Raw genomic sequence first — 25,442 nt, 5'->3', positions numbered from 1 at the left:
GGTGTTGCGCGACTCAAGCGGCGCGCAGCAAGGTAACGGTCATGACACCGCCAAAGGCGGTCAGCAGCGAGGCCACGGCCAGGCCGAAGGCATACAGCCGGCGCCGGCGCGAGGCGCGCTGCTGCTCGGTCCAGTTCATGCCGATGGTGCCGAGGATCGGCACGCCGGTCACTTCGCGCAGGCTGTGCTGGCTGAGGAAGGTAGGACGGACCTGGCTCATCAGGAACGCACCGCCCAGGCCGGCCAGCAGGGCCGCCACGAACACGATCGAGTAGAAGCGCGGGCGGTTGGGGCCGATCGGGGTTTGCGGCACGATCGGCGGGTCGATCACGCGGAAACTCATCATGTCGGTTGCCGAGCTGAGGTCGCCGGACAGCTTGGCCGCTTCGCGGCGCTGCACCAGCTTTTCGTAGTTTTCCTTGTTGATCGAATAGTCGCGGTTGAGCTGGGCCAGCTGCGCTTCGACTTCCGGTGCTGCCGTGCTTTGCGAGCGCATGCGCTCCATGCGCGCGGTATATTCGCCAACGCGCGCCTTGAGTGAGGCCACGCGCGCTTCCTCCACCGACAGCGCCACGTTCATTTGCTGCAGCATCGGGCTGTAGCCCATGCCCGGGTCGCCGCTCTTGGCCGCCTTCTTCGCCTCGTCCTTCTTGCGCTGCTGCAGGTTGGCGATCAGGCGCTTGGCCGAGACGATGTCCGGATGCTCTTCGGTATATTGCATGCGCAGGCTGTCGAGCTGTTTTTCCAGCGTCGAGATGCGGCCGTCGAGTTCAGGGTTGGAAATATTGGTGGCATCGGCGGCCGGCGCCATGTCTTCGCCGGCAATCTGGCGCTTGATGGCATTGCGTGCCTGTTCCGCTTCCAGCAGTTCCAGGCGCGCCTGGTTCAGCTTTTCGGACAGGTCGCCCAGGTTGGTCGAATAGTCGGTGCCCTGGCGCGGCAGCAGGCCCATGTGGCGGATCTTGAATTCCTTCAGCGCGTTTTCGCCGGCTGCCAGGCGCTCCTCGTACATCTTGATCTGGTCGTCGATGAACTGCACGGCCTTTTCCGAATCCTGCTTCTTGCCGCCGAAGGAACCTTCGACGAAGATGGTCAGCAGCGACTGCACCACGTCCTTGCCCAGCTTGGGGTTCTCATTGTTGTACGAGATGGTGTAGATGTCGTCGCGCTCGGTGCCGGTGACCTTGATCGCGGTCATCAGCTCGTCGACCTGGCGCTCGTGCTCCTTGCTGTCCTTGGCCTTGATGTCCAGGTCCACCATGCGCAGCACGCGCTCCACATTGGGCCGGCTGATCAGGGTACGGCGCATGAACATCACCTGCTGCTCCACATTGGGCGTGGTGGTCATGCCCGCCATCAGCGGTTTCAGGATGCTCTGGGTGTCGACGTACACCCTGGCCGACGCCTGGTAGTCGCTCGGCAGGCGGTACACCACCGCCCAGCCGATGACGGCGACCAGCCAGGCAATCGCCACTGCATACCAGCGGTATTTCCCGATTGCCTTAAGAAAGGTCAACAGCAATGCCAAAATCTCTGCCATTTCGATCACTCATCCCTGGTTAGGCAGGCAAACTGTCGCAATGCCCACATCTAATATTGCCTAAATAACATCTAATCTCTATCATACAGCAGAACGCGCTGCCTGTTACTATTAATTTATGCCTGTTGCACCCTGCTGACGAAAAGAATTTAACATTTCCCTACGGCAATTCACCATTTTGGAGGCTGCATGGCCAAGCTGATTTCACTTTTCCTGGCAGCCTGCCTGGGCTGCGCCAGCCCGCTGGCCGGGGCCGCTCCGCTGACGCGCACCATCGCCGCGGTCAAGCCCAGCGTAGTCGGCATCGGCACCTTCAACCGCACGCGCAGCCCTGCCATCGTATTCCATGCCACCGGCTTTGTGGTAGGTGACGGACTGTCGGTCATTACCAACGCCCATGCGGTCACGGCGCTCGATGCGGAAAAACTGGAAACCCTGGGCATTGTCACCGGCAAGGGCGACCAGCTGCAGTTCCGCGAAGCGAGCGTGGTCACTATCGACCGCGCGCACGACCTGGTGCACCTGCGCATGAAAGGCACGCCGCTGCCGGCGCTGACCCTGGGCAGCAGCGACATGCTGGACGAAGGCAGCGACCTGGTGTTTACCGGCTATCCGCTGGGCATCATGCTGGGCCTGAACCCGGTCACCCACCGCGCCCTGCTGGCGGCGCAGACGCCGGCCATCCTGCCGACCCCGACTTCGCGCGGCCTCAATCCGCGCGCCGTGCTGCAGCTGCAGCGTGGCGCCCCGTTCACGATTTACCAGCTCGACGGCACGGCTTACCCCAGCAATAGTGGCAGCCCCGTGTATGATCCCGAAACCGGCACCGTGGTGGCGGTCATCAATATGACCCTGGTCAAGGGCATGAAGGAAAGCGCGATCACCGCCCCCAGCGGCATCAGCTACGCGATCCCGGTGCGCCACGTGCACGAACTGCTGCAACAAGGTGGCGCACAGAAATAGAAGGTAAAATAGCAAGACTCGTGGTATAACAGGCAATGCTAAAAAGCAAACAAGGAGAATAATGTGAATATGCAAACCAAGCTGGCCCGCGTTCTCGCCGCGAGCGCCGTGGTCCTCGGCGCCCTGGGCCTGGGCGGCTGCTCCACGCCCCATGGCGGCGCCCCGGCCGACGCCGGCGTCGTGCCGCAAACCGATTACCTGATTGGCCCGGGCGACAACCTGAGCATCATCGTCTGGCGCAATCCGGAAGTGTCGCAAGTGGTGCCGGTGCGCCCTGACGGCAAGATCACCACCCCGCTGGTGGAAGACTTGCCGGCCAGCGGCAAGACCTCGACCGAACTGGCGCGCGACATCGAAAAAGCGCTGGCTAAGTTCATCCAGCAACCGGTGGTCACCGTCATCGTCACCGGCTTCGTCGGCACGTATGGCGAGCAGATCCGCGTGATCGGCCAGGCCGCCAAGCCGCAATCGCTGCCTTACCGCCGCGACATGTCGATCCTGGACGTGATGATTGCCGTCGGCGGGGTCACGGAATTCGCGGCAGGCAACAAGGCCAGCATCATCCGCATGGTCGACGGCAAGCAGCAACAGTTCACCGTGCGCTTGAACGACCTGATCAAGGATGGCGACATTTCCGCCAACGTGCCGATGCGCCCCGGCGATATCCTGGTCATTCCCGAGAGCTTCTTCTGACAGGAAGTAGCAGCTGGATAGTTTCCTTTAGGTGTCGATAATTCTTACAGTTCAAGATATGATTGCCCGCCGGGGGGCATCCGAGCCCCCTTTTCCGTGGCTAAGCACCTGATTTTCCAGCTGTTCCATAGGTGAAACTCGTATCTGGAACGGTACTTGCTTGTTCACTAAGTATCATGGGCGGCTGAGCTGCCCCACATAATTCGCAAGGACGACGACGTGGCCAACGAACAACAGCCAGGCAAGCAACTGAGCGCGAAAGGCGCTGCGCGCCGCCGCTTCACCCGCGCCGGTGCCGCAGCATCCGGCGTTCTGCTGACCCTGCACAGCCAGCCGGGCATGGCGGCGGTCGTGTGCGCCGGTCCATCGGGCTTCCAGTCCGGCTTGGTCAGCGCCCGCCCCAACGACCCCGGCGCCTGCGCCGGCAAATCGCCAGGCGCCTGGAAAAACACCGACCCGGCGCCAGGCGGCAGCAGCAATGGCAACGGCAACGGCAAGGGCGGCGGCAAGAATCCGACGCCATCGCCGCTGCCGGACAAGGTCTGGCCGGCCGGCGCCTTGCCGACCGACCTGTTCCGGACTGTATTCACCTGCAACCTCGAAATGAGCAGCACCTACGGTTCGGACAATAGCACCCTGGACTATATCCTGGGCAACGGCCCCAACTTCGACACCTACAAGCTGGGCGCCCACCTGGTGGCAGCCTACCTGAACGTGCTGGCCGGCCTGTCCGGCTTCCAGACCGTGCCGATGCTGCAAAACATCTGGAACGAGCTGCGCGATACCGGCTACTTCACCCCGACTGCCGGCGTGCAATGGGACGCCAAGCAAGTGGTCGACTACCTGGCCGGTACGATGGGTTGATGCCGGTGCAATGGCAACTGGTGCCGGGCCAGTCCCTGCTGCACCGCAGCTGGGACGGCCAGGTGGTGCTCTACAACGAAGTGTCCGGCGCCACCCACCTGCTGGACCAGGCAACCCTCGACTTGCTGCAGGCATTGCGCGACGGCGAACTGGCGCCTGAAGACTGGGCCGACCCGGAACTGCAGCTGGCCCTGGCCGAACTGCGCAAACTCTACCTGGTGGAACCATGCTGAACGTGGCCTCGCTGGCGCCCGCTGACCTGCGGGCGCGCCTGGCCGGCGACGGCTTGCGCCTGCGCACCGGCCGCTTCAGCGTGCGCCTGCAAGCCGACATGCCCAGCGTGGCAGCCGGCATCGGCCATCTGTATGGCGACTACCCGCTGCTGCAGGACAGCGATTTCGCCGACTTCCACCTGCACCTGGTGCGCCCGCGTTCGGCGCGCCGCTGGCTGCGCCCGCAAGTACGGCTGCACTGCGACGGCTACGAAATGTTCCAGCCGATGCCCTTGCAACATGCCTTCCCCATGTTCGAATGGGGCCTGAACTGGTGCGTCTCGAGCCGCGCCCACCGCTACCTGATCGTGCATGCGGCCGTGCTCGAGCGCCAGGGCCGCGCCGTGATCCTGCCGGCGCCGCCCGGCTCGGGCAAGAGCACGCTGACCGCCGCCCTGTGCGGCAGGGGCGGCTGGCGCCTGCTGTCGGACGAACTGACCCTGCTCGATCCCGAGAGCGGCCTGCTGGTGCCCAATCCGCGCCCCATCAGCCTGAAGAATGCTTCGATCGACATCATCCGCGCCTATGTGCCGGACGCGGTGCTGAGCACACCCGTGCACGACACCACCAAGGGCACCGTGGCCCATATGCGCGCGCCGGGCGATGCCGTGCAGCGGGCCGGCGATTGCGCCCAGCCGGCCTGGATCGTGTTCCCCCATTACAGCGCCGGCGCCGCCACCACGCTGGAACCGCTGGCGCGCGCTGCCACCTTCATGGAACTGGCAGGCAACAGCTTCAACTACAGCGTGCTGGGCGCCGCCGGCTTCGCTGCGCTCGGCCGCCTGATCGAGCAGGCAGCCGGCTTCCGCTTCCGCTATAGTGCGCTGGATGAAGCCCTGGACACCTTTGCCCGCCTCCATGAAAGCTGAGTTGCCGCTCCTGCTGCGCGCCCTGCGCGCGCCGCAGCAGCTGGCCGGCCTGCCGCCGGCCGGCTGGGACCTGCTGCTGCGCCAGGCCGCCAATGCCAACCTCAGCGCCACCCTGCATGACTGGCTGGAGCGGCACGGCGTGCTGGCGCAAGCCTTGCCGCAGGCGCGCGAGCAGCTGGCGTGGGCGGCAGTCATGGCGCGGCGCCACCGCCAGGCCACCTATTGGGAAATCCGCCTGATCGGCAAGGCCCTGGCCGGGCTCGGCGTGCCGCTGCTGCTGCTCAAGGGCGGCGCCTATGCCGCAGCCGGTCTGCCGCCTGCCGCCGGCCGCCTGTTTTCCGACATCGACATCCTGGTGCCGGAAGACAGCCTGCCGCAGGTGGAAGCGGCCTTGATGCGCCACGGCTGGGTCGGCACCCACCATGACAGCTACGACCAGCGCTACTACCGCGAGTGGATGCACGAGCTGCCGCCGATGATGCATGTGCTGCGCCAGACCGCCATCGACGTGCACCACACCATCCTGCCGCGCACGGCCGCCCAGCGCCCAGATGCGCGCCTGCTGCGTGCCGCCGCGCGGCCGCTGGCGGGCGCTGCCGCGCCGCCGGGCTCGGCCATCCTGGCGCCGCTGGACATGGTGCTGCACAGCGCCACCCACCTGTTTGCCGACGGCGAGTTCGACAAGGGCTTGCGCGACCTGTGGGACCTGCACTGCCTGCTCACCCATTTCGGCGCCAATGAGCCCGGCTTCTGGGAAGGGCTGCCGGCGCGCGCGCGCCAGCACCAGCTGCAGCGCTTCATGTTCTACGGCCTGCGCTACAGTGCCGCGCTGCTCGGCACCGAGGTGCCGCCGGCCACCCTGGCCGCCATCGCGCCCGCCGGCCCGCCGCGCGCACTGCTGGCCGTGATGGATGCGCTGTTCATGCGTGCGCTGCTGCCCCACCATCCGAGCTGCCGCGGCGCCGGCGGCGCGGTCGCCGACTTCCTCTTGTATGTGCGCGGCAACTGGCTGCGCATGCCGCCGCTGCGCCTGGCGCGCCACCTGTTCCATAAGGCACTTTTGACGCCCAAAAACTCGCAGGGTGCGGCCGCATAACGGCAGCAACTGCCAGCGCCGTCCCGCTACAATGGCTGGGACATCGCCTTGCACGGAGCCTGCATGCGACTCCCAGCCCTCGTGGCGGCCAGCCTGCTGGCCCACGCTGCCTGCGCGCAGAATGCCGCCACCCTGTACGAACAAGCGCAGCGCCTGGAACACGGCGAAGGGGTGGCGCGCGACCTGCACCAGGCCGCAGCGCTGTACTGCCGCGCCGCCCGGCTTGGCGCCCCCGATTCCCAGTATGCCCTGGGCTGGATGTATGCCAACGGACGCGGCGTGGCGCACGACGACGGCGCCGCCTGGCGCCTGTTCGGCCTGGCTGCCGAACAGGGCCATGCGGCCAGCGCACGCATGCAGGCGCTGCTGCCGGCGGCGCCGGGGGCCGCGCTGCCGGCCTGCATGGCGCCCGATCCCGCGCTCGAGCTCGACCTTGCCTTGCCGATTCCCGACTATGCGGCGGCGTCGCCGCAACTGCTGGCCCTGGTCGACAGGCTGGCGCCCGAATACGAGATCGAGCCGGCCCTGGCACTGGCCGTCATCGCCGTCGAATCCGGCTTCAACCGCAGCGCCGTTTCACCGCGCGACGCACGCGGGCTGATGCAACTGATCCCCGCCACCGCTTCGCGCTTTTGCGTGCTCGACGCCTTCAACCCCGAGCAGAACCTGCGCGGCGGCCTGGCCTACCTGCGCTGGCTGCTGGCGCGCTACAGCGGCGACGTCGCGCTGGCCACGGCCGCCTACAATGCCGGCGAACAGGCGGTCGACCAGTACGGCGGCGTGCCGCCGTACGACGAGACGCGCGCCTATGTGCGGCGGATCGGCCAGCTGTACGGCAAATCCAGCCATCCTTACGCGGCAGCGGCGCCGCAGCGCTGTACACACCAGATAGCAATTCGATCACGCCGATGATATCCTTGCCCGATGGAATGGGACGCGATCATCATCGGCACCGGCATGGGCGGCGCGCCACTTGGCTATGCGCTGGCGAAGGCCGGGCAACGCGTGTTATTCCTTGAAAAAGGCAAGTCCCATCTGCAGCCGGGCGCCCTGACCGACAGCTACGCCGAAACGCATTTCCCCACCCCAGCCGCGCCGGGCCCGCAGCACCGCGCCACCTTGCAGCGCGCCGGCCGCTACAGCGACATCATCCGCAGCAACGCCGGCCCACGCACCCAGCATTTCGTCCCCTTCATCGGCAGCGGCACCGGCGGCTCCAGCGCGCTGTACGGCATGGTGCTGGAACGCTTCTTCCCCGCCGATTTCGCGCCGCGGGCACAGCACCCGGACGCAGCCGAGGCGGCATTGCCCGAGGCCTGGCCGATCGGCTACGAGGAACTGCTGCCGCATTACGCCGAGGCCGAACGCCTGTTCCGCGTGCGCGGCACGCCCGACCCGCTGCGCACCGGCGGCAGCGGCGACTGGGCCGCCCACTTCCGGCAACCGCCACCGCTGACACCGGCTTCCGGCGAGCTGTTCGAGTTCTTCCGCCAGCGCGCGCTGCATCCCTACCGTCTGCCGCTGGCCTGTGAATTCGTCGAAGGCTGCGCTGCCTGCCAGGGTTACCTGTGCGACCGCCAGTGCAAGAACGACGCCAGCCGCATCTGCCTGGAACCGGCCCTGGCGCAGCATGGCGCCACGCTGATGGACGAGTGCGAAGTGCTGCAGCTGGAGGCCACGCGCAGCGCCGTCACCGGCGTGGTGTGCCAGCAGCGCGGCCAGCGCCTGACCTTGCGCGGCAAGCAGGTCTTCCTGGCGGCCGGCGCATTGGAGACGCCGCGCCTGCTGTTGCAGTCAAGCTCCCCGCACTGGCCGCAAGGCCTGGCCAACGATTCCGGCCTGGTGGGACGCCACCTGATGCGCCACCATATCGACCTGTACGTGATCAAGCCGCGCACGCCGGCCGGTTTCGACAACCGGCAAAAGGAATTCGGCTTCAACGACTTCTACCTGCGCGGCGGCCAAAAGCTCGGCTCGGTGCAATCGTTCGGCCGCCTGCCGCCGGTGCCGGTGCTGGCGGCGTCGATGGAAGACGACCTGCGGCAAGGCGCCCTGCCCTGGCTGGCGCCCCTGTTCAAGCTGGCGCAACCGGTGATCAAGCCCATCCTCAGGCAATTCGTGCACGAGCGCCTGGTGCTGGCCAGCACGCTGGAAGACTTGCCGTATGCCGACAACCGCGTCACGCCGGCCAGCGGCGATGCGCGCCTGGCGTTCGAATATCGCGTGCGCCCGCATGATGCGGCGCGCATCGAAACGATGCGCCGGCTGATGAAGGATGCGCTCAAGCCCTATGCCTTCGACCTGGTGAAGCAGGCCGACAACAACCAGCGCATCGCCCACGCCTGCGGCACCTGCCGCTTCGGCAGCGACCCGCGCAGCAGCGTCCTCGACGCCAGCAATCGCGCACACGGCCTAACCAACCTGTACGTGGTCGACGGCTCGTTCTTCCCGTCCAGCGGCGGGACCAATCCCAGCCTGACCATTGCCGCCAATGCCCTGCGCGTGGCACGCCAGCTGACAGGAAAAGGAATTTACGATGATCAAGCTTGAAGATTTGCGCGGCCACTGGGCGCTGGTGACAGGCGCCTCGGGCGGCATCGGCGCCGAATTCGCGCGCGAGCTGGCGCGCAACGGCGTCAACGTGGTGCTGGTCGGGCGGCGCGAAGAGCGCTTGCAGGAACTGGCCAGGCGCGCGGTGCAGGAACTGGGCGTAAAGGCTGAAGTTATACGCGTCGACCTCGCCAAGCCAGGCGCAGTGGCCCATGTGAAGGAACGGCTGGATGCGTTCGGCATCCGCATCCGCCTGCTATGCAATATCGCCGGCATCGGACGCTGGAACCGCCTCGAGCATTGGGAACTCGATGATTACCGCGACATGATCGAGGTCAACAACCGCGCCATGGTCGAGATGTGCTACCGCTTCCTGCCCGACCTGGCATCCTACCCGAGCAGCGCTGTGATCAATGTGTCCTCGCAGGCGAGCTACCAGCCGGTGCCCTACATGGCCGTGTATGCCGCCTCGAAAGCCTTCGTGCAAAGCTTCAGCCAGGCCCTGCATGGCGAATGGAAGGAGCGCGGCATCCTCGTGCAAACCCTCGTGCCGGGCCCGACCGACACCGAATTCGACGCCAAGGCCGGCGCCTACGCCAGCGCCCTGGTTGCGCGCGGCAGCACGGCCGAGGTGGTGCAGGCTTCGCTGGCCGGCCTGGCCAAGGGCGACCCGGTGGTGGCCTCGATCAAGGGCACCTACAAGCAGCGCTTCTTTGCCGGCCTGTTCCCGCACAGCATGGTGATCCGCGAAGTCGCCAAGATGTTCAAGCCGCCGCAATAAATAAAAAGGGGACGTACCCCTTGAAAGGGTACGTCCCCATTGATTTCCTGCGGCAGCTCAGGCGCGGCGGCGCAGGCGAGCCAGGCCCAGCAGGCCAATGCCCATCAGCAGCATGGTGCCTGGTTCCGGCACGCGGGTGAAGCGGTTCGAGCCGTCCACCTTGAACAGGATGTCGTTGCCGGCCACCAGGTCGGTCGCGAACGGGTCGCCGTTATTGCTCGAGCCATTGCGGTGGAAACCGGTGGTGGTCGAGGTGTCAGCCGGGTAGTTCAGGCTCGACTGGAAATCGATGCCGAACAGCAGGCTGGTGACGCCTTCCAGGTAATTGGCGTCGATGAAGTCGCCGGGCGACAGCATGCCGGCGTGCAGGCGGGCGGAACCCTGGCCATTGTTAGGCGCCAGCAACTGGAACACGGACGAGTTAGTATCGATGGTCAGCAGGGCGATCATGATGCCGTCGTCGAAGCCCACGCCGGTGGCGGTGTTGGCGTTCTGGTTGGTGTCGAAATAGATCGCGACCTGGTTCTGGCCCGGGGCCAGGTTGAAGTTGGCGGTGGCGGTGCCGCCGGGGCCTGGCACCACGCTCGACACCACCTCGGTCATGCGGGCAGCGATGGTGATCTCGAACAGGCCGTCGGCCGAACCGTTCGCTTCACCGTCCAGCCTGCCGCCCAGGGATGGGCTGCCGGTGCCGCCGGCCTTGCCCACCAGGGTTGCCTGGTACAGGAAGTCGAACTTGGTGCCAACCGCCAGCGGCGCACCGAAGGGGCCGATGCCTTTGGCCAGGCCGCTGCCGGTTTCGGCCCAGTCCAGCGAATTGACATTGGTGGCCAGCACGTTGGTGCCGTCCTTGATGGTGAAGGGGGTGATCACGTCTGCCTGTGCAGCACCGGCAGCGAACAACAGGCCGGCTACAGTAGCGAGCGGGAGCAGTTTGCGGAAAATCTTCATTGATTGACTCCTGAGTTAAAAGGGGCTGTCTGACCTTTTGCTGCTATCTGGCCTTGCAGCGGGCACAAGCTCCTATGAGCAATAGTTGTGCCAACTTCCCGGTTTCCTTAGAAATCAATACCTTGGCTTGTTACCGTTAGTACCACGTTGATACTAACTTATGCCTTTGTAAGGATTTTCGACAGTAACTTGCTAAACGCTTCCGAAGAGCGATAGTTTCTGAATATATCCATTAGTTGACGCGCCGCAAGGCCAGCCGCCGGCGTGGCCAGCAAGCCTTGCACCGCCTGCTGCAAGGCGGCGCCATCGAAGCGGTCGGCGCGCAGCAAGGCGCCGGCGCCGGCGGCAACGATGCCCTCCATGTTGAGGAACTGGTCGAGGTTGCCGGCAATGCCGACCACGGGCACCCCGGCCGCCAGCGCCTGGTGGCTGGTCGGGCTGCCGCCATTGCAGATCACCAGGGCGGCGCGGCGCGCGGCCTCCTCGCCGGGCAGGAAGTCGGCCACCCGGGCATTGGCCGGCACGGCATCGAGCTTGACCATGCCGACGGTGGCGGCCAGCACCGTCACCGGCAAGCTGGCCAGGGCCTGCAGCACGGCGGGCAGCAAGGCGCCGTGGCCCGAGCTGCCCACGGTCACGTAGACCAGCGGGCGATCGGTGGGCAACTGGTCCCACCAGTCCGGCACCGGCAGCGGCGGCGACCACAGCACGGGGCCGATGAAGGCGTGGCTGGCCGGCAGGTCGTGCGGCGGGAACAGCTGCGGCACGTCGGCATACAGGGTGTGGTCGGCGTCGGTGTAGACGCGGTTCAGGTCCCAGCCCAGCGAGGGCAGGCCATGCCGGCGCCGCACCCGGTTGAGGGGAATGGTGTGCAGGGCAAAGGCCAGCGGGCGCGCCAGCTTGAACAGGGCATTGGCCAGCGCGATCGGCAAGAAGCGCGTGAGCGGCAGGCTGGGCACGATGTAGCGCTGGTGCACATACGGGCTCCAGTAGGCATTGATCAGCGAAACATAGGGCACGCCGGCCAGGCGCGCGCTGACCGACAGCGACAGGCGGAAATCGCCCACCACGATATCGGGCTGGACCTGGCGCAGCAGTTGCAGGTCTTCTTCCACGTAGCCGTCCAAGGTGGCGGCATCATAGACCGGCTTGCCGTCCGCCAGGGCTTGCAGGAATTGCTGGTTCGAGATGCTGTGGATGGTCCAGCGCACCAGGTCCGCGCCCTCGAAGCAAAAGGCGTAGCGCTCGGCGCAGGCAAAGTGCACCTCGTACTGTTCGCGGTCGAGGCTGGCGGACAGGGCCAGCGGGCGGCCCACGTGTGCCAGGGTCACCGCTTCGGCCAGGAACAGGATTTTCTTGCGTGTCATTGCGCGGTACCGGCTTACTTCATCAATTCAGCCAGGGGCTTGCGCAGCGAGCGCGCCTTCGGCGCCTTGCCGGCGCCAAGCCGGCCCATGAACACGGCCGTTTCCGGCGCCGCGCCGATCACCCCGGTGAGCTGGCCATACAGCCGGCGCGCCGATTCCTGCAGCCTGTCCAGGCGCGTGAAGCGCAGGGCGTTGCGCACATAGCGGCCGAAGATCAGCGGCGTCATTTCCGGCTGCATGTGCAGGCCCAGCGCAGTGAGCGTCAGCCAGAAGCGCTGGGTAGCGCGGCCGGCGGCCACGTAGTCGTCGATGCCGGCCGGCGCGGCCTTGGCGCGAATCACGAAGTGGGCGGCGCAGGCGATGCCGGGCAGCAAGTCCATCTGCAGGCGCGGCGCCCAGGTGCCCATCAGGGTATTCATGGTGTTGACCCGTTCCCAGCTCACCATGGCCCATTTCATCAGGGCCAGGGTGCCGTTGTCGACACCGAGGGCCTGGTCCGGCACCTTGTCCGGGCTGTGCGTCTTGCCCCAGTCGATGATGCTGCGGTGCACCTCGTACGCCTCGGGCATGGTCAGGCGCAGCTTGGCGTTGTTGAACATCAGCCGCGCCGCCGCCCAGCGGCCGCCGAAGCCTTCGATCCACTGCACCTGGTGCGCCGGGCCGACCGCCGCTTCCAGCGCCTGCTTTTCCTGCGCCGTCAGCGGCCGCGTGCTGAGCGGGCGGCGCTGCACGCTGCGCGTGGTGATCACCGGCAGCAAGGCACTGGGCGCGATGGCGGGATCGGGCGTGAAGCGCACGTCGAATACGGGATGGGTGTCCGGGCTGCCGGCGCGGCGCACGGCATCGGCGCGCCGGCCGTGGGCGCTGGCGGCAATCGCCATGGTTTCCAGCATGGCGCCGACCGCGACCTGGCTGGGGTGGCCGTCCAGGTCGTACACCACATGGTCGCGCGTGTCGTGGCAATGCACCGCCACATGGTCCGGCGCCACGATTTCGAAGCGCCACACCTGCGTGTTGTCGCCGCTGGGCGCCCAGCGCGCCAGGTCGAGGATCTGTTCGATGGTAGTCATGATTGGGCCATTTTCGCAAAGGCGCGCTTGCCGATCATGATCGCCAGGCGCTGGATCGGATGCTTGTTGCCGCCGGGGCGCCAGGTGCGCACCAGCTTGTTGCGGTAGGCATCGAACTGCATGCCGTGCGGCGCGGCCAGCACGTCGCCGCGCCCGAGCAGGATCTTCAGCGCCTCGGTGGCGGCAATGCCGGCGCACAGCTGGCAGGCCATGATGGTCGAAGGCCCGCGCCGCTCGGCGAAATTGACGGCCGAGGGCACCACCAGGTAGGGCCGGTGCAGGCCGGCCGGCGCCAGCCCGACCACGAAGCGGATCGCCTTGTCGCCTTCCGGCAAGTCGCCCCAGCCGAAATACTCCTCGAACGTCATGCGGCCCGGCAGGAAGTTCAGCAGCGCCGCGCCCATGCCCAGCGGCGCGACCGTGGTGGCCGGGATGCCGCGCCGGGCGCACAGGGCAAAGGTCTGCTGGCGGATGTCGAAGGCGAAGAAGTCGAGGCTGTCGATGTAGATGTCGACGCCCTCGAAGAAGGCGTCCAGGTTGCCGGCATTGATCCCGTCCGGGAACATCCTGATCTCGAGTTCGGGGTTGACGTCGCGCGCCATGCGCGCCATCACCTCGATCTTCGGCAAGCCGCGGGTCGACTGCATGGCGCCGACCTGGCGGTTGAAATTGGGCAGGTCGAACTTGTCGAAGTCGGCAATGTGGAAGGCGCCCACGCCCAGGCGCACCAGGGTCATCAGGTGCACCCCGCCCACCCCGCCGGCGCCGGCAATGGCCACGCGCTTGCCGCGCAGGCTGGCCTGCTCGGCTTCGGTGACCCAGCCGATGTTGCGCGAGAAAGCCTTGCCGTAGATGAAGTCGTCGCTCATCGCGCTTAGCTGCCGTTCAAGCCCTTGAGCAGGGCGATCGCATCGTCGAGGTGGGGGAACGGGGTGCCGGCCGCCACCAGTTTTTCCAGTTCGGCCCTGGCGGCCTTCTTGTCGCCCGACTGGTTGAGCGCGACCGCCAGGTGGTAGCGCAGCATGGCATTGGACGGTTGCAGCGTGCTGGCCCGCTTCAGCAGCGGCAGCGCGCGGCCGGTGTCGCCCTTGCCGACCATCAGCCAGCCGGTAGTGTCGAGCACGGCCGGGCTGTCCGGCGCCGCCTTCAGCGCCTTCTCGGCCGTGGCCAGGGCGCGCGGGTCCTTCAGCTGGCTATAGGCCCAGGCCAGGTTGTTCAGGGCCACCGGGCTGTCCGGCGCGGCCTTGAGCACCAGCTCCAGGTCGGCAGCCGCGGCGGCATACTGCTGGCGCGACAGGGCCAGTTCGGCGGCGTACATGGCGGCCGCCAGGTCGCCCGGCTGCTCCTTGCGATGCTGCGCCAGGCGCGCGTCGGCGTCGCGCGGCAGGCCGGCCGCCAGCAGGGTGCGGTGCAGCGCCAGCATGACACGGCCATCCTTTTCAATCCCATAGGCCTTGTCGTACAGGGCCACGGCTTCCTTGTATTTTTGCTGGCGCGCCAGCAGGTCGCCCTCCAGCACATAGCCGGCCGGCTGCTGCCCTGCCTCCTTCTGCATCTGGCGCGCGATGGCCAGCACTTCGGCCGGGCGGTTCTGCTGCTGCGCGATTTCAGCCAGCGCCAGGCGCGCCGGGCGGTGTTGCGGATCGATGGCCAGCACTTTCTTCAAGTCGCCGCTGGCGGCCGTGGCATTTTTCAGCATCAGGTGGGCGGTGGCCATGCCGAACCAGGCGCGCGCCGATTTCGGCTCCAGCTGCACCATCTTGCCGAAGCTTTCCAGGGCGCCGCTGGCGTCCTGGTTGGCCAGTTGCACCTGGCCCAGCAATTCGGCCAGGTAGGCGCTGGCCGGATCTTCCACCTGCAGCTTGCGCGCCAGCGTGGTGGCCTTGGCGTTCTGGCCGGCCTGCAGGTAGGCGTGGGCCAGGCGGGTCCCCAGCTCGGTGGCCTTGGGCTTTTCCGCCACCGCTTTTTCCAGCCAGGCGAGCGCTTCTTCCTGCTTGCCCTGCTGGGTGGAAATGTCGGCCAGCGCCGTCATGGCGCCGACATTGTGCGGGTCGTGCTGCAGCACGGTCTGGAAACGCTGGCGGGCGGCTTCGGGCCGCTTGTCCTGCAAGTCGAGCTGGGCCAGGTTCATGTTGGCGGCCAGGTGCTTGGGCTGCAGCGCCACCGCTTGTTCAAAGGCGGCGCGCGCGGCCGGCGCATTCTTTTGCGCCAGGTAAATGCCGCCTTCCAGGTTGCGCACGATGGCGCTGTCCTTCTGGCTGGCCTGGTAAGCCTTGATCGCCGCCAGCGCCTTGTCGTAGCGGCGCAGGCTGATTTCAGTGTGGATCAGGTAGAGCGCGGCCTGCTCCGATTTGGGGTCGAGCTCGGTGGCCCGCTCGAGCTGCTCGACGGCCTTGGCATATTGCTGCTGGCCGAGCTGGGCCAGGCCGATCGACAGGTGCAGCGTGGCTTCGTTGGGCAATGCCTGCGCCGCCTGTTCGAAATACTGCTGGGCCGCGGCATAGTCCTTGTTGCGCAAGTGCGATTCGCCGGCCAGCACCAGCAACTGCGGGTCCCTGGCGCCGCTGCGCAACAGCGGCGCCAGCGCTGCGGCCGCCTCGGCCGGCTGGTGGGTGCCGAGCAGGGACTGGGCTAGCAGCTTGCGGGCGAACAGGTCTTCCGGGTACTTTTCCAGGTAGGCGTTCAGGTAGCCCTGGGCCGCGGTGGCATTGCCCAGCTTGAGTTCATTGGCGCCGGCCAGCAGCATGGTGCGCAGGTGGCCGGGCGCCGCTTTCAGCAGCTTGAGCAGATTGCCCTGCGCTTCCGTATACCTGCCCTGGTTATGGTCGAGCAAAGCCTGCAGGTACAGCGCATGCAGGGTATCGGGCCGCAGCTTGTTCAGTTCGGCGATATCGGCCTTGGCCGCGTCGAACTGCTTGAGGGCGATTTCGAGGTCGGTGCGCTCGACGCGGGCATTCAGATGGTCGGGCTGCACGCTGAGCGCCTGGCCCAGCGCCGCCAGCGCCGCGTCGTTCCTGCCCAGCTGGCGCAGCAGTGCCGCCTGGTAGCGCAGCACCGACAAGTCTTTCGGGTGGGCGCGCAGCGCCTGTTCGGCCAGCGCCAGGGCGGCGGCGCGATCGCCGGCCTGTTGCGCCAGGCGCGCCTGGCCCAGCAGGGCATCGGCCTGGCCGGGTTCGCCAGCCAGGGCTTGCGCATAGGCTTCGCGCGCCTTGGCGCCGTCGCCCAGGGCCAGCCAGGCATCGCCGCGCACGGCCAGCAGGGCCGGGCCGGCGCTGGCGGCATCGGCCTCGCTTTCGGCCAGCGCTTCCTTGGCCTTGTCCTGCGCCAGCAGGGCACGCAGCAGTTGCGGCAAGGCCCGGGCCCGCTCGACCTTGAGGCTGAGCGCCTTGCGCACTTCCTTTTCGGCCAGGGCCGCTTCGCTGTTGTCGTTGTAGACGCGCGCCAGCAGGAACCGGATTTCGCCATCTTGCGGGCTCTTGTCGGCGGCGTTCTTGAGCTGGATCAGCGCTGCCCTGCTGTCGCCCTTTTGCAAGAACTGCTGGGCTTGCGCCACCAGGGTGGCGCTGGTTTCGGACTTGAGGCAGCCGGACAGGCCGGCAGCCAGCATCAGGCTGCCGAAGATGGCGAGGGCGCGCTGCGCCCCCCGGTTCTCGCGACGTGGCATGGAAACCCCTGCATGTGATCAGGATATTGACAATACCACAATAATTGTCAATCGACTATCAAATCTCAATAGACTATTGGATGTTCTTCAGGCGCTGGATAATGCCGCGTTCTTCGCGCGGCGAATAGAACAGCGGGTAGAACGAGCGCGCCGACATGGCCATGTCGGCGCCCTGGCCGCCGTATTTCTCGATCTGCTGGCTGACGTAGTCCAGTTCCACCACCAGCAGGTAGGCCGGGGCGTCGACCCGCGGGTTGGTCTTCAGTTCCCCCAGGCGCTTGAAGCCGAGCATGGCTTCGTAGAAGCGGCGGTGGCGCGGGTTGATTTCAATGAAGATGTGGGTGCAGTGGTGCAGGTCGCGCGCATAAATCACCGACAGGTGGAACAGCGAAGCCATCTGCGATTTGCTGCCGCCATTGTCGAACGCCAGCTTGGTGATTTCACAGACACGGGCACCCGGAATCATGCGCACCGAATCGACCTCTTCCTTGAAAATTTCATCGGCCATGATGCCGATTGGCGAGTCCAGCCCCAAGGTCAGGGTGCCCACCACTTCGCCCTTGTCGCTGGCGGTGAGCGTGATCCGGTTCGGATCGTCAGTCAGCTTGTGGGTCCCGGCATAGCCCCGCCAGGAGTACATTTTATTGATTAGCAGGCTGGCCTTGCTGCGGCCTTCAACCGTATCGATCATGCGAATACCAAATGATTTTTCGTCGGTGACCAGGTCTTCCATATTTTCCGGAAGCAAGTCCTCGAGCGTGGCGCGCGCATGGGAATCGGCTGGAGTCTTGCGGACAGGCTCGGCTTCCAGCACTGGGACAGCAGTTCCATTCATGGCTGTATCCTCCTTTGGCACTCGCAAGCCTTACGGCTGGCCACGGCCAATGAGCACGGCGAGCGGCGCGGACGCCGTGCTCAACGGCAAAATATAGTTGATTACACTTGCGGAGGCGCGCACGATTGATGCCGGGACGAAAATGTAGCGGATTGCAAGCGAGTTATGTAAAAATTACTAACTCCACACATGGTGGCATGCTAGCGCCCGCCACACAATACCCATGAAGTAAATGTTGTGAAAAAGACTCTATTGTTTTCAACTGCACAATAGACTGAGAGGAAGAGTGCCCGCATGCGGCCAAGCGCATGCGGGTTGCAGGGTGCAGAAGTTGTTACTTATTCAAATTGCTTTTGCAAGTCACGTGCTTCGTCGGTCTGGGCGAAGCGGGCGTCGGCCATGGCGGCCTGCAATTCCTTGCGCGCGCCAGCCTTGTCGCCCTTTTTCCACAGCGTGGCCGCATAGTGGCCGCGGATATCGGCAGCTTTCGGCGCCAGCTCACTGGCCTTCTTCAGGATCGCCAGGGCGCGGTCGAGCTGGTTCTGCTCGGCCAGGATCCAGCCCAGGGTATCCATGATGGTCGGGTTGTCGCCGGCCAGCTGCTGCGCCTTCTCGGCCGTGGCCAGGGCGCGCTTGTCCTTGTCCTGCTGGTAGGACCAGGCCAGGTTGTTCAGCGCCAGCACGTTCTCGGGCTGCTTGGCCAGCACGGTTTCCAGTTGGCCGATGGCAGCCTTGTATTGCTTGGCCGCGATGTTTTGCTCGGCTGCATACATGAGGCCGAACGGTTCGTCCGGATGCGTCTTGCGCCAGGCGGCCACCTGGGCATCGGCGTCGGCGGCGCGGTTGGCGGCGCGCAGGGCCGAGGTGAGCTTGAGCAGCAATTCCGGCCGCGCCGCCAAGGCGTACGCTTGCTGGTAAGGCGCCACGGCAAGCGCCGGCTTGCCGGCCCTCAGCTGCAGGTCGCCCTCCAGCAGGAAGCCGCTGGGCAGCTTGGGCTGGGATTTTTGCAGCTTGCGCGCGATGGCCAGGGCCTCGTCCGGCTTGCCCTGCAGCACGGCCAGGTCGGCCTGCATCATATGGCCCGGCACCGAATCCGGGTCCAGCCCGAGCGCCTTCTTCACGCTGGCCTGGGCGCCCGGCAAATCCTTTTTCTGCACCTGGACGCTGGCCAGGTACAGCTGGGCCTGCGCCGCCCTGGGCGCTGCGCCAGCCAGCTTGCTATAGGTTTCATAGGCGCCGTCCAGGTCGCCGGACATCTGCTGGGCACGGCCCATGACTTCCAGCGCCAGCGGCGCGGCCGGGTGCACCAGCAGCACCTTGCGCATATGCTCGGCGGCCTTGGCCCCCTGGCTGTTCAGCAGATAATGGGCGCCCAGGCGCACGGCCGGCACCAGCGCATCGGGATCGACCGTGGCGGCTTTTTCCAGCCACTGCGCCGCTTCGTCGCGCTTCCTGGCGCGCTCGGCCATCTGGGCCAGGGCGGTCATGGCAGCGACATTGTCCTTATCCTTGTCCAGCAGCTTCAGCATGTGCTGGCGCGCCGCCTCCGGCTTTTGCTCCATGAGCTCGAGCTGGGCCAGGGTGACCACCGCGGCATAGCTGGCCGGCGCCAGTTCCACCGCCTTGCTGAAGGCAGCGCGGGCGCCTGCCTTGTCCTGCTTGGCCAGCAGCACGTGGCCGCGCAGCACGTACAACTCCGGCTCCTTGCCGTGCGCGGCTTCCTGCTTGGCCAGCACGGCCAGGGCCTGGTCGTAGTTGCCCATGGCAAGCTGGGTGCGCGCCAGCGCCGTGGCGGCCGGCAGGGAGCCGGGCTCCAGCTCGAGCGCCTTGTTCAGCATGGCGATGCCCTTGTCGCGCTCGCCCAGCGCCACGCGGGCGCCGCCCAGCGCGATGTAGCTGGCGGCGCGTTTCGGGTTCAGCTCGACGGCCTGTTCCAGCAGGGAGACCGCCTTGGCCGGTTCGCGCTGCAGCAGGTGGGCCTGGGCCGCCAGTTCCAGCAGGCTGACATCGCTGACCGGGCCCTTCAGGGCCGGCTCCAGCACTTTCTGGGCTTCGGCCGGGTTGCTGCCGCGCAGCAGGGTCGCCGCCAGCAGCTTGCGGGCGAAGGCATTGCCCGGGTCCATTTCCGTATAGGTGCGCAGCTTGGCTTCGCCCTGCTTCAGGTTGCCCAGCTGGAAATCCACCGCGCCCGAGAGCAGCAGGCTGGGCGGATGGTTCGGCGCGCTCTTGGCCAGCGCCTGCAGGTTGTCGCGCGCCGCCTTGTAATTGCCGCGCGAATAGTCGAGCAGGGCCTGGGTGTACAAGGTGCTCAGGCTGCGCGGCGCCGTCTTCTTGGCCGCGTTGATGGCAGCCTGGGCGGAATCGAACTTGCCGGCCACGATGTCGAGATAAGCCTGTTCCAGGTTGGCGCCGCTATTGGTCGGGTCCAGCTTGATCACTTCGGCAAACGCGGCGCGCGCTTCTTCCGGCTTGGACTGGGCCCGCAGCAACTCGCCCTTGAAGGTCAGCGCATTGATGTTGGCGCCATCCTTGGCAATGGCCTGCTCGGTCAGCGCACGCGCGCCCTCCAGGTCGTTGCCGATGGCCGCCAGGCGCGCCATGCCGGTCAGCGCGTCGGCACTATTGGGCTCGGCTTCCAGGGCCGACTGGAATTGCTTTTTCGCCTCGTCGAGCTTGCGCAGGCCGATCAGGGCTTCGCCGCGCAAGGCCAGCAGGGCCGGGCTTTGCTGGAACTTTTCCGTTTCATCGAGCATCTTCTGCAAGTCGCCCAGGCGCAGCAGCGCCTCGGCCAGCAGCAGTTCGCTCTCGGCCGGCTGGTATTTCAGTTCGAGGGCGCGGCGCGCTTCCTTTTCCGCCGAGGCCGGGTCGCCCATCTGCAGCGACAGCTTGCCGAGCTGGTAGCGCGCCTCGCCGTTATTGGGGTCCTTGGCCAGCGCATTCTTGAGCTGGATCTGGGCGCCCTTGCGGTCGCCTTTCTGCTGCAGCTGCCTGGCGTCGGCCAGCAGACTTTCCGGGGTGTCCGATTTGCAGCCGGCCAGCAATGCGCTGGCGGCCAGGGTGGCGGCGACGGCCAGCCGGGTTACGCGATGTGCCATGTTCTCCCTCAGTTTGGTAATCTCGTTATGATGCGTTGCGGTGGGCACGGAACCATTGCTCCAGCATCATCAGCACCCAGACCATGGTGCCATGGTAGCCGGCATGCTCTTTCAGGTGGGTGCCGACCAGCTGTTCGATGAAGTCGCCGCGCACCACCTTGCGCGCCTTGAGGTCGCTCAGGCTGTCCGCGGCCAGCTGCTGCAAGGCCTGGTGCTGCTGCAGCCAGACGCCGAACGGCAGGCCGAAACCGTGCTTCTGCTTGGTGATGATGGCATCAGGCAAGAAACCGCGCAATGCTTCCTTGAAGAACCAGCGCAACTGGGTGCCGTTCAGCTTCTGCTGCGGGGTCAGGCCGGCCGAAAAAGCCACAACCGCGTCGTGCAGGAAGGGGAAGGCCGCTTCCACGCCGGCCAGCTCGCAAGCCTTCATCACTTTCGGCAAGTCGTTGTCGGCCAGGGTGATCTGCAAGTCCAGCGCCAGCATGCGGTTGATCAGGGAGCGCGCTTCGCTGCGGCCATAGTTGCGTTCCAGGGTGGCAATCGGGTTGCCGATGTCGGCGGCGGCCAGGAAGTCGTCGGTGAACACTTGCTGCGGGCCATAGCGGCCCAGCAGGTTATACGTTTCCAGGCGCGCCGGCATGCCGACCGAGGCTTGCTCGATATAGCTGCGCGCCTTGCGCAGCAGGCGCACCCGCTCGCCGCCGGGGAAGTTGAACACGGCCGGTTCCAGCAGGGCCTTGCGCACCAGGCGCGGCACCCGCTCGTACAGCTCGAACACATGCTGCTTGGCATAGCGCTCGTTGCCGCCGAACAGTTCGTCGCCGCCATCGCCGCCGAACATGCGCTGCACGCCGTCGGCCTTGGCCATGCGCGCGCAGTAGAAAGCCGGCACCGCCGAGGCGTTGCCGAAGGGCTGGTCGAACACGGCCGCCACCTGCGGGATGGCGTTCGCCACGTCGTCCGGCGTCACATAGTATTCATGGTGCCGGGTGCCGAAATGACGCGAGGCGATGCGCGCGTATTCCATCTCGTCGTAGCCCTGGGCTTCGAAACCGATTGAGTAGGTATCGGCCGCCACGCCACCCACCTGGGTCAGCAAGCCGGCGATGGTCGAGCTGTCGGTGCCGCCCGACAGGAAGGCGCCGACCTTGCGGTCGCCCACCGCGTCCTTGACGCTGTGGCGCAGCACTGCCAGGAATTCCTCCTGCAGCTCACCGAACGTGCGCTTGCCCTCTTCCTCGAATTGCATGCGCCAGTAGGTGTGCTCTTCGACGCGGCCCTGCCGGTAATGCAGGTAGCGGCCGGGCAGCAAACGCTGCTGGCCCTGGTAGACGGTGCCGGGCGAAGGCACCATGTGGAAATACACGTAGTTGTACAAGCCCTGGTGGTCGAGCACGCCGGGCGTCAGCGGGTGGCGCACCAGCGCATCGGCCGAGCTGGCGAAGACCAGGGTTTCGCCGGCCAGTTGCCAGCTCAGCGGCTGGATGCCCATGCGGTCGGTGGCCAGCAAGGCTTCGCCGCTGCGTTCATCGAGGATGGCCAGGGTGAAGCAGCCATGCAGCTGGGCGCAGGTGCGCTGCGCGCCCTGCGCCCACAGCGTGGCGACAGTGGCAGCCACGCCCTGGCCGGCAGCCTGGGCCGCCAGCCCCGGGTCGACCAGGCGCGGCTGGCCCCACAGGGCCACCAGCAGGCCGTCGCGCTGGAACACGTCGGCGCTGCCGTCCAGCGCGGCCACGGCCACGCCGCTGCGCAGGCCGGACCGGGCATGCAGCGTGCCCTGGTCGAAGCGCAGCAGCGGCGCCGCCATCTGCTGCAGCAATTCCGGCGCAGCGGCCAGCCCTATCCATCCACAGATCCCGCTCATACGCTTCCCTTCCGCTTACACGAAGACTTCGACCGCCGCCGGGTGGCTCAGGAAAGCCGCCGGGCTGGCCGTGGCGCCATAGGCGCCCGATTGCAATACCACCACCAGGTCGCCTGCCTGCGCCTGGCCCAGTTCCATCTGGTCGGCCAGCAAGTCAAGCGGGGTGCACAGCGGGCCGACCACCGAGGCCAGCTCGCGCGGCCCGCCGGCCACCCTGTTGCCGATCAGCACCGGATAATTCTTGCGGATCACCTGGCCGAAATTGCCGGAGGCCGACAGGTGGTGGTGCAGGCCGCCATCGGTCACCAGGAAGACCTGGCCGCGCGATTCCTTGCGGTCGACCACGCGGCAGACATAGGCGCCGGCTTCGCCCACCAGGTAGCGGCCCAGCTCGATCACCACTTCGGCGCCCTGCAGGCGCGGCCGCACTTGATCCATGATGCGCGCCAGGTTCCGGCCCACCGCTGGCAGGTCGAGCCGCTCTTCGCCCGGGAAATAGGGAATGCCGAAGCCGCCGCCGATGTTCAGGATGCGCGGCGCGCGCGGCGCCGCCTCGGCCAGGCGCAGCGCCAGCGCAAAGGTCTTTTCATGCGCCTCCTGCAGCGCGGCCGCCTTCAGGTTCTGCGAGCCGCTGAAGATGTGGAAGCCATGGAAATCCAGGCCCAGCGCGCCGATCCGCGCCAGCATGGCCGGCACGCGCTCGGCGTCGACCCCGAACTGCTTGGGTCCGCCGCCCATCTTCATGCCGGACGATTTCAGCTCGAAGTCCGGGTTCACCCGCACGTTCACTTTCGGCACGACGCCCAGGCGCTGGCCGAGCACGGCGGCGCGCTCCATCTCGCCCTCCGATTCCAGGTTCAGCACGATGCCGGCGGCAATGGCGCAGGACAGCTCGGCCTCGCCCTTGCCCGGGCCGGCAAAGCTGATCTTGGCCGGCGCCATCACGGTGTCGAGCGCCACCCGCAGCTCGCCGCCGGAAGCGACGTCGATGCCGTCGACCAGGGTGGCCATGTGCTGCACCACGGCCGGCATCGGGTTGGCCTTCATGGCGTAATGCAGCTGCACGTCGTGCGGCAGGGCCGCGCGCAGTTCGGCCACGCGCTGCGTCATGGCGGCGCGCGAATAGGCGTAGAACGGGGTCTGGCCGACGCGGGCCGCCAGGCGCGGCAGCGGGATGCCGCCGATCAGCAGGCAATCATTGTCGACGGCGAACTGCAGCAGCGGGGCGTGCTGCGGGCGCACCCGCGGGGTGTCCATGCTCATGCGCCCTCCGCGAAGATATGCTCGTACTGGGTCGACAGCAGCTTGCGGTCGATCTTGCCGTTCGGATTGCGCGGCAGCGGCGTGGCCGACACCACCACCTTCTGCGGATGCATATAGGCCGGCAGGTGCGGCTTGATGGCGGCCAGCAGCTCGGCCTCGGTGAAGCTCTCGCCGGCGCGCGGGTAGGCCAGCAGCACGATGGCCTGGCCCAGGCCCGGGTGCTTGACGCCCAGCGCCGCCGCCTCGCCGACCTTGTCGCGCGCATACACCACCTCTTCCACCTCGGTCGGGCTGACGCGGTAGCCGGAAGTCTTGATCATTTCATCGTTGCGGCTGATGAAATACAGGAAGCCTTCTTCGTCGCGGCGCACGATGTCGCCCGACCACACCGCCATCTCCACCAGCGGCAAGCCGTATTGCGGCGAGGCGTAGGGCTTGAAGCGCTCGGCCGTCTTGGCCGGGTCGTTCCAGTAGCCCAGCGACACCAGGGCGCCGCGGTGCACCAGTTCGCCCGGCTCATTGGGCGCGCATTCGCTGCCGTCCGGGCGCAGCACCATCACTTCCGCGTTCGGGATGGCCTTGCCCATCGAGTCGGGGCGGCGCGCCAGTTCGGACGGCGGCAGGTAGGTCGAGCGGAAGGCCTCGGTCAGGCCATACATCAGGAAAGGCTGGGCATTGGGCAGGGCGGCGCGCAGGGCGTCGAGGGTGGCGCGCTGCATGGCGCCGCCGGAATTGGTCAGGTAGCGCAGCGTGCAGTCGGCCGGCCAGGCCAGCGGCGCCAGCTGGATCCACAGCGGCGGCACGGCGGCCAGGCCGGTGATTTTCTCCGCCACCACGGCGTTCAGCACATCCTTGGCGAACAGGTGGTTGATCAGCACCGCCGTGGCGCCGACGCGGAAGGCCGTGGTCAGCTGCGACAGGCCGTAGTCGAAGGACAGCGGCAGCACGGCCAGCAGGCGGTCGGCCGGCGTGTTCTCCAGGTAGGTGGAGACGCTGACGGCGCCGGCCACCATATTACGGTGCGACAGCACCACGCCTTTCGGGCGGCCGGTGCTGCCCGAGGTGTACAGGATGGCGGCCATGTCGGTGTCGATGCAGCGGTGGGCGGCGGCCGGCGGCGCGTCCTGCATGGCAGCGGCCCAGGGCAGCACGTGCAGTTGCGGGAAGCTGGGCAGCTCTTGCGCCTTGCCGGTCACGATCACCGTATGCAGGTCGGGGCAGGAGGGCAGGATGTCGGCCAGCAGGCGCAGGCGGTCGGCCGAGGTGACCAGCACCCGCACATTGCAGTCGCCCAGGATGTAGCCGACCTGCTCCGGCTTGAGCAGGGGATTGACCGGCACGAAGACGCCGCCGGCGCGGGCCGCGCCAAACATGGCGGCCACGTTCTCGATAGTCTTTTCCAGGTAGACGGCGACCCGTTCGCTGCGCTGCAGGCCGCGCGCCAGCAGGCCATCGGCAGCGCCCTGCACGGCGGCTGCCAGGGCGGCATAGTCGAGGCGGCGCTCACCGTAGACCAGGGCTTCGGCCTGGGGTGTGCGTTGCGCCGAAGCAAAAATAAATTGATGGATCAGGTCGCTCATATTACTTCGTCAATAGGGATTGCATTAATTATATTGCAAAAATATAGGATCCTTGCCGTACATCACCCTGCAAACGGCGGCAGGTGCAGGATTGTTGCAACAATCCTCGCACAAGCAAGAGTATT

At 66.6% G+C, this 25,442-nt stretch carries 20 protein-coding genes; 9 read left to right on the top strand and 11 right to left on the bottom strand.

Features of this window, described 5'->3' with window-relative positions; genetic code table 11:
- Positions 1-13 precede the first annotated feature (13 nt).
- Positions 14-1,540, bottom strand: coding sequence for an XrtA system polysaccharide chain length determinant (locus tag ACN9MU_RS02940; protein ID WP_426167313.1), 1,527 nt, complete (start codon positions 1,538-1,540; stop codon positions 14-16).
- 189 nt (positions 1,541-1,729) lie between these two features.
- Here ACN9MU_RS02940 and ACN9MU_RS02935 point away from each other — a divergent pair, with 189 nt between their 5' ends.
- The 9 genes from ACN9MU_RS02935 to ACN9MU_RS02895 all read left to right on the top strand — a co-directional run bounded on the left by ACN9MU_RS02935 (position 1,730) and on the right by ACN9MU_RS02895 (position 9,628).
- Positions 1,730-2,503 carry a S1 family peptidase gene (locus ACN9MU_RS02935; protein WP_426167311.1) on the top strand — a complete coding sequence of 258 codons (774 nt, stop codon included), beginning with the start codon at positions 1,730-1,732 and terminating at the stop codon, positions 2,501-2,503.
- Positions 2,504-2,572: 69 nt separating this feature from the next.
- Positions 2,573-3,196: an XrtA/PEP-CTERM system exopolysaccharide export protein gene (locus ACN9MU_RS02930; protein WP_426172102.1), complete on the top strand. Its 624-nt coding sequence runs from the start codon at positions 2,573-2,575 to the stop codon at positions 3,194-3,196.
- Positions 3,197-3,415: 219 nt separating this feature from the next.
- Entirely contained in the window at positions 3,416-4,060 is a 645-nt protein-coding gene (locus tag ACN9MU_RS02925; RefSeq protein WP_426336822.1) for a hypothetical protein, read from the top strand.
- Complete coding sequence (locus ACN9MU_RS02920; RefSeq protein ID WP_426167307.1) at positions 4,060-4,293, top strand: HPr-rel-A system PqqD family peptide chaperone; 234 nt, start codon at positions 4,060-4,062, stop codon at positions 4,291-4,293. Before ACN9MU_RS02925 ends, ACN9MU_RS02920 begins: the two co-directional genes overlap by 1 nt.
- A complete protein-coding gene (locus ACN9MU_RS02915) occupies positions 4,287-5,201 on the top strand; it encodes an HprK-related kinase A (RefSeq protein WP_426320389.1) in 915 nt (304 codons plus the stop codon). Before ACN9MU_RS02920 ends, ACN9MU_RS02915 begins: the two co-directional genes overlap by 7 nt.
- Positions 5,191-6,297, top strand: coding sequence for a nucleotidyltransferase domain-containing protein (locus tag ACN9MU_RS02910; protein ID WP_426344128.1), 1,107 nt, complete (start codon positions 5,191-5,193; stop codon positions 6,295-6,297). The genes ACN9MU_RS02915 and ACN9MU_RS02910 overlap by 11 nt, the downstream gene beginning before the upstream one ends.
- 63 nt (positions 6,298-6,360) lie before the next feature.
- A complete protein-coding gene (locus tag ACN9MU_RS02905) occupies positions 6,361-7,209 on the top strand; it encodes a lytic transglycosylase domain-containing protein (protein ID WP_426167301.1) in 849 nt (282 codons plus the stop codon).
- 12 nt (positions 7,210-7,221) lie between these two features.
- A complete protein-coding gene (locus ACN9MU_RS02900; RefSeq protein ID WP_426344127.1) occupies positions 7,222-8,847 on the top strand; it encodes a GMC oxidoreductase in 1,626 nt (541 codons plus the stop codon).
- Positions 8,834-9,628, top strand: coding sequence for an SDR family NAD(P)-dependent oxidoreductase (locus tag ACN9MU_RS02895; protein ID WP_426167297.1), 795 nt, complete (start codon positions 8,834-8,836; stop codon positions 9,626-9,628). The genes ACN9MU_RS02900 and ACN9MU_RS02895 overlap by 14 nt, the downstream gene beginning before the upstream one ends.
- A 57-nt stretch (positions 9,629-9,685) precedes the next feature.
- Here the strand turns inward: ACN9MU_RS02895 and pepA are convergent, their stop codons facing one another.
- The 10 genes from pepA to ACN9MU_RS02845 all read right to left on the bottom strand — a co-directional run bounded on the left by pepA (position 9,686) and on the right by ACN9MU_RS02845 (position 25,317).
- Entirely contained in the window at positions 9,686-10,579 is an 894-nt protein-coding gene (pepA, locus tag ACN9MU_RS02890) for a flocculation-associated PEP-CTERM protein PepA (RefSeq protein WP_426167295.1), read from the bottom strand.
- Positions 10,580-10,737: 158 nt separating this feature from the next.
- Positions 10,738-11,946 carry a glycosyltransferase gene (locus ACN9MU_RS02885; RefSeq protein ID WP_426344126.1) on the bottom strand — a complete coding sequence of 403 codons (1,209 nt, stop codon included), beginning with the start codon at positions 11,944-11,946 and terminating at the stop codon, positions 10,738-10,740.
- A gap of 14 nt (positions 11,947-11,960) precedes the next feature.
- Complete coding sequence (locus tag ACN9MU_RS02880) at positions 11,961-13,016, bottom strand: molybdopterin biosynthesis protein MoeY (RefSeq protein WP_426344125.1); 1,056 nt, start codon at positions 13,014-13,016, stop codon at positions 11,961-11,963.
- Entirely contained in the window at positions 13,013-13,885 is an 873-nt protein-coding gene (locus tag ACN9MU_RS02875) for a ThiF family adenylyltransferase (protein WP_426320381.1), read from the bottom strand. The genes ACN9MU_RS02880 and ACN9MU_RS02875 overlap by 4 nt, the downstream gene beginning before the upstream one ends.
- Positions 13,886-13,890: 5 nt before the next feature.
- Complete coding sequence (gene prsT, locus ACN9MU_RS02870) at positions 13,891-16,680, bottom strand: XrtA/PEP-CTERM system TPR-repeat protein PrsT (protein WP_426344124.1); 2,790 nt, start codon at positions 16,678-16,680, stop codon at positions 13,891-13,893.
- A gap of 73 nt (positions 16,681-16,753) precedes the next feature.
- Positions 16,754-17,515, bottom strand: coding sequence for an N-acyl amino acid synthase FeeM domain-containing protein (locus tag ACN9MU_RS02865; protein ID WP_426320377.1), 762 nt, complete (start codon positions 17,513-17,515; stop codon positions 16,754-16,756).
- Positions 17,516-17,853: 338 nt separating this feature from the next.
- Positions 17,854-20,610 (bottom strand): XrtA/PEP-CTERM system TPR-repeat protein PrsT, encoded by a 2,757-nt coding sequence (prsT, locus tag ACN9MU_RS02860; RefSeq protein WP_426167283.1) that lies wholly within the window; start codon positions 20,608-20,610, stop codon positions 17,854-17,856.
- Between the two features lie 25 nt (positions 20,611-20,635).
- Complete coding sequence (locus tag ACN9MU_RS02855; protein WP_426167281.1) at positions 20,636-22,474, bottom strand: asparagine synthetase B family protein; 1,839 nt, start codon at positions 22,472-22,474, stop codon at positions 20,636-20,638.
- Positions 22,475-22,489: 15 nt separating this feature from the next.
- Positions 22,490-23,737, bottom strand: a complete 1,248-nt coding sequence (locus ACN9MU_RS02850) for a pyridoxal-dependent decarboxylase, exosortase A system-associated (protein ID WP_426344123.1) — start codon at positions 23,735-23,737, stop codon at positions 22,490-22,492.
- Positions 23,734-25,317 (bottom strand): acyl-CoA ligase (AMP-forming), exosortase A system-associated, encoded by a 1,584-nt coding sequence (locus ACN9MU_RS02845; RefSeq protein WP_426344122.1) that lies wholly within the window; start codon positions 25,315-25,317, stop codon positions 23,734-23,736. Before ACN9MU_RS02845 ends, ACN9MU_RS02850 begins: the two co-directional genes overlap by 4 nt.
- Positions 25,318-25,442 lie beyond the last annotated feature (125 nt).

It is taken from the genome of Pseudoduganella sp. R-32, from assembly GCF_049913245.1.
Taxonomy (GTDB): Bacteria; Pseudomonadota; Gammaproteobacteria; order Burkholderiales; family Burkholderiaceae_D; genus Rugamonas.
This window is presented reverse-complemented; position numbering and strand designations above follow the sequence as displayed.

Coding starts and splice junctions, on each gene's coding strand:
- ACN9MU_RS02940 (WP_426167313.1), bottom strand. CDS start 1,540: ATGGCAGAGATTTTGGCATTGCTGTTGACCTTTCTTAAGGCAATCGGG.
- ACN9MU_RS02935 (WP_426167311.1), top strand. CDS start 1,730: ATGGCCAAGCTGATTTCACTTTTCCTGGCAGCCTGCCTGGGCTGCGCC.
- ACN9MU_RS02930 (WP_426172102.1), top strand. CDS start 2,573: ATGCAAACCAAGCTGGCCCGCGTTCTCGCCGCGAGCGCCGTGGTCCTC.
- ACN9MU_RS02920 (WP_426167307.1), top strand. CDS start 4,060: ATGCCGGTGCAATGGCAACTGGTGCCGGGCCAGTCCCTGCTGCACCGC.
- ACN9MU_RS02915 (WP_426320389.1), top strand. CDS start 4,287: ATGCTGAACGTGGCCTCGCTGGCGCCCGCTGACCTGCGGGCGCGCCTG.
- ACN9MU_RS02910 (WP_426344128.1), top strand. CDS start 5,191: ATGAAAGCTGAGTTGCCGCTCCTGCTGCGCGCCCTGCGCGCGCCGCAG.
- ACN9MU_RS02905 (WP_426167301.1), top strand. CDS start 6,361: ATGCGACTCCCAGCCCTCGTGGCGGCCAGCCTGCTGGCCCACGCTGCC.
- ACN9MU_RS02900 (WP_426344127.1), top strand. CDS start 7,222: ATGGAATGGGACGCGATCATCATCGGCACCGGCATGGGCGGCGCGCCA.
- ACN9MU_RS02895 (WP_426167297.1), top strand. CDS start 8,834: ATGATCAAGCTTGAAGATTTGCGCGGCCACTGGGCGCTGGTGACAGGC.
- pepA (WP_426167295.1), bottom strand. CDS start 10,579: ATGAAGATTTTCCGCAAACTGCTCCCGCTCGCTACTGTAGCCGGCCTG.
- ACN9MU_RS02885 (WP_426344126.1), bottom strand. CDS start 11,946: ATGACACGCAAGAAAATCCTGTTCCTGGCCGAAGCGGTGACCCTGGCA.
- ACN9MU_RS02880 (WP_426344125.1), bottom strand. CDS start 13,016: ATGACTACCATCGAACAGATCCTCGACCTGGCGCGCTGGGCGCCCAGC.
- ACN9MU_RS02875 (WP_426320381.1), bottom strand. CDS start 13,885: ATGAGCGACGACTTCATCTACGGCAAGGCTTTCTCGCGCAACATCGGC.
- prsT (WP_426344124.1), bottom strand. CDS start 16,680: ATGCCACGTCGCGAGAACCGGGGGGCGCAGCGCGCCCTCGCCATCTTC.
- ACN9MU_RS02865 (WP_426320377.1), bottom strand. CDS start 17,515: ATGAATGGAACTGCTGTCCCAGTGCTGGAAGCCGAGCCTGTCCGCAAG.
- prsT (WP_426167283.1), bottom strand. CDS start 20,610: ATGGCACATCGCGTAACCCGGCTGGCCGTCGCCGCCACCCTGGCCGCC.
- ACN9MU_RS02855 (WP_426167281.1), bottom strand. CDS start 22,474: ATGAGCGGGATCTGTGGATGGATAGGGCTGGCCGCTGCGCCGGAATTG.
- ACN9MU_RS02850 (WP_426344123.1), bottom strand. CDS start 23,737: ATGAGCATGGACACCCCGCGGGTGCGCCCGCAGCACGCCCCGCTGCTG.
- ACN9MU_RS02845 (WP_426344122.1), bottom strand. CDS start 25,317: ATGAGCGACCTGATCCATCAATTTATTTTTGCTTCGGCGCAACGCACA.